The following is a 3,418-nucleotide window of genomic DNA, read 5'->3' as shown; positions in this document are numbered from 1 at the left end:
CCATTCCCCTTCAAACCCTGTAAATCTAAGTTTTGGTAATTTATTAGGAAAATTCTTTACACTTTTATTTTCTTCTGTCATCTTGATTATTTATTTGTTAAAATTCTAAGCCTTGAGGATTTTGCTAAGCCAAAAAAAATTAGCTTACTAATCCCAATTCTTTCAAATAAACTTCAATTTCAGAATCAAGTTGAGAACGCTTTGCTTCAAGCTCCTTAATTTCTGCCATTACCGCCTGAATGTCAATTTCCTCTTCTTCTTGAAAAGTGTCCACATAGCGAGGAATATTGAGATTATAGTCATTATCTGCAACTTCCTGCAATGTCGCTTTATGACTGAACTTTTCAATTACTGTACGGTTTTGATAAGTGTCAACAATTTTATTGATATGAGCATTGAGCAATACATTTTGATTTTTTTGCTTCTCAAACTCTTTGCTGGCATCTACGAATAAAATATCTTCATCTGCTTCACGACATTTTTTAAAGACTAAAATACAGGTCGGAATACTGGTTCCGAAGAAAATGTTGGCAGGCAAACCAATTACTGCATCTAAATAGTTCTTCTCTTTAATCAGATATTTTCGGATAACCAATTCGGCTGCACCACGGAACAGAACACCGTGAGGCATTACGACAGCCATAATTCCGTTTTCATCCAAATGATGAATCATATGCTGGATAAAAGCGAAGTCAGCTTTTGAAGAAGGAGCTAACTTTCCGTATTGTGAAAATCTTTCATCCAACAAAAGCAATTCATTAGAACTCCATTTTGCAGAAAAGGGCGGATTGGCTACAATTGCATCAAAGGTCTTATCAAGGTGTTGTGGTTTTTCAAGTGTATCTTCCTGACGGATATCAAAGTTGCTGTAATTGACCCCGTGAAGAATCATATTCATCCTTGCGAGGTTGTAAGTTGTACGGTTCATTTCCTGACCGTAGAAATCGCTCACTTTCGCTTCACGGGCAACACGCAAAAGTAACGAACCACTTCCGCATGTCGGGTCATATACAGATTTTAATTGTGATTTTCTGCTCGTAACAATTCTTGCCAAAATAGTAGAAACCTGTTGAGGCGTATAAAATTCCCCTGCTTTTTTACCAGCGCCACTTGCAAATTGTGCAATCAGATATTCGTAAGCATCACCTAAAACATCAGCATTCGTATCTGATAAATTAAAATCAATATCATCCAAATGATACAGAACTTTGGAGATTAATGTATTTTTTTCGTCTTCCGTTCGTCCTAGTTTTGCAGAAGTCAAATCTAAATCATCAAACAATCCTTCAAAATCATCTTCACTGTTTGTCCCTAATGTGGATTGCTCAATATTAGTAAGGATTTTAGAAAGTTCAGCTAAGATAAAATTAGATTTACCTTCCTGTTTCTGATGTCCTTTTTTAGCAATATTACTGAAAAGTTCCGAAGGTTTCAGGAAATACCCTAAATCTTCAACGACTTCTTCATAAATGGCTTCTACAATTTCTTTTCCTTCTTCAGTATTTTCATCAACATCATTGTAATCAACATCTTCACCCGAATCTAATAAAATTTTGTTAGCCGTAAAATGTATTTTCTCTGAAAGATATTTATAGAAAATAAATCCCAAGATATAATCACGGAATTCATCCGCATCCATTTTACCTCTTAAAGTATTCGCTATATTCCAAAGTTGCTGCTGCAACTGACGTTTCTGTTCTTCTGACATGGTTATCCTTAATTAAAATGCTTAAAGGTATTATTTTCTAGCCTTTCAGTCAATATCATATTATAAATTAAATTATAATAAACTATAAATCAATGAAATAATTACCCTAACTCAATTATAATGATTGTGATCCGTACAAACACCTACCCCTCAATTTGGTCATTTTCACGGATTCGCAAATCACAATTTGTCCCGAACTTTACTCTGTTATTTAAAAATAAATAATCAGCATTCATTCAACAAAAACGATCAACCAAAAACAAAAATACATCATGACAAATCCAACATTAGATGCTTATCAGCAGATATTCGGGATGGCCTGCCTTGTGGGCCGTTCCTCAGGGTACAAAGGTACCGCGAGTGAATTACAGCAACAGCTGCAGTACGATCTTTCTTTCTACCTGAATAATGTTCCGCCGGTAACCATTCTGGGACAGACCGGTCCTTCTGTTGCCGATGCTTCGGTTACGCCGGTGCTGGGCAGCTGGAACCTGGTTTGGGGACCTGCCCTGTTGCAGGAAAACAACGATGATGTTTCCGATAATGCCGTATTTGTAGCGCAGTGTGATGCCGTGGCATTTCCGGGCGGACCTGTAATGCCAACCTACGTCGTAGCCATCGCCGCCACCAACCCCGATTCCTTATACGATTGGGAATCTGAAGACTTTTCCGTTTCACAGGTGGTCAATTGGAGTACGTATAATCCATCCAGTTTCAGTCCATCCGATTACAACGGTACTGATCCCTATATTTCACTCGGAACCGCTACCGGAATCAGCAACCTTCTGGGATTGACGACTGTAGAAACTGCCGCAGCTCCGGGAACTACGCTTGAGCAATTCTTAAGCAGTGTGCAGCTTTCCGAAAATACTGCTGTAATTTTCTGCGGCCACAGCCTTGCGGGAGCCCTCTCTCCTACTTTGGCGCTGTATCTTACGGAACAGAAAAAGCTGGATGCTTTTGATCTTACGCTGGTGTATCCTACTGCGGGAGCCACTCCGGGAGAAACCAATTTTGCCAGCCTTTTCAACAGTACATTTCCTGCATTGCCTTCCGGCTGGGAAAAGCAATCGCTTCCTTACCAAAGCTGGAATACGATGCATTGGAATGATCTGGATGTCGTACCTCACGCATGGCAGAAACAGGATCTGCAACAGATAGCCGATCTTTACGGCCCATCACCTAACTTCTGGACTGCAGCCTCACTGCAGGCACTTCAGGCTTACGCAATCGTAGATTCTACACAGTCGGGTGCCGTGTATACCCGGATTCAAAACAGTTCGCTGCCCGGAACGCTTCAGCATTCCATGGGAACTTCGGTAATTAATGTTCCTCCAAAATCAATACAGGATTTTGTAGAACAGTTGTTCATCCAGCATGTTGAAATGTATTCCGGTATTCCGGCCAACGGTTCAAATCCTGAAGTTACCGGACTGATCCTTCCGCAGCCTTTGCCACCAACACCATCATCCTACGCCAAAACAGTACCTGGTATTTCTCCCGTAACCGAAGCCGAAATGATTGCAAGAATCATTTCCCAGATCATCGGCTGGATTTCCAAGCATGCCTTATCAGACATGAAATCCGCAGTGAAAGAAGAAAAATAACGCCGATATATTGATTTCATATAAAAGCCACCTGTTATAGATTTCCTGTAACGGGTGGCTTTGCTTTGGTACTCTGCCTTCGGAAACCTCAGGCATCGTTCAA

General features: G+C 40.3%; 2 protein-coding genes. One reads left to right on the top strand and one right to left on the bottom strand.

Features of this window, described 5'->3' with window-relative positions; translation table 11 throughout:
• Positions 1-139 precede the first annotated feature (139 nt).
• The gene (locus U9K52_RS21080; RefSeq protein ID WP_322928002.1) at positions 140-1,708 is read right to left on the bottom strand and encodes a type I restriction-modification system subunit M; all 1,569 of its coding nucleotides are present in this window, start codon (positions 1,706-1,708) and stop codon (positions 140-142) included.
• Positions 1,709-1,980: 272 nt separating this feature from the next.
• Between U9K52_RS21080 and U9K52_RS21075 the strand changes: the two genes are divergently transcribed.
• Positions 1,981-3,315 (top strand): lipase family protein, encoded by a 1,335-nt coding sequence (locus U9K52_RS21075; RefSeq protein WP_322928001.1) that lies wholly within the window; start codon positions 1,981-1,983, stop codon positions 3,313-3,315.
• Positions 3,316-3,418: the final 103 nt, after the last annotated feature.

It is taken from the genome of Chryseobacterium sp. MHB01 (assembly GCF_034651565.1).
GTDB lineage: Bacteria > Bacteroidota > Bacteroidia > Flavobacteriales > Weeksellaceae > Chryseobacterium > Chryseobacterium nepalense.
The sequence above is the reverse complement of the archived record's forward strand: the minus strand, read 5'-3'. Positions and strand labels throughout refer to the sequence as shown.

Coding starts and splice junctions, on each gene's coding strand:
- U9K52_RS21075 (WP_322928001.1), top strand. CDS start 1,981: ATGACAAATCCAACATTAGATGCTTATCAGCAGATATTCGGGATGGCC.
- U9K52_RS21080 (WP_322928002.1), bottom strand. CDS start 1,708: ATGTCAGAAGAACAGAAACGTCAGTTGCAGCAGCAACTTTGGAATATA.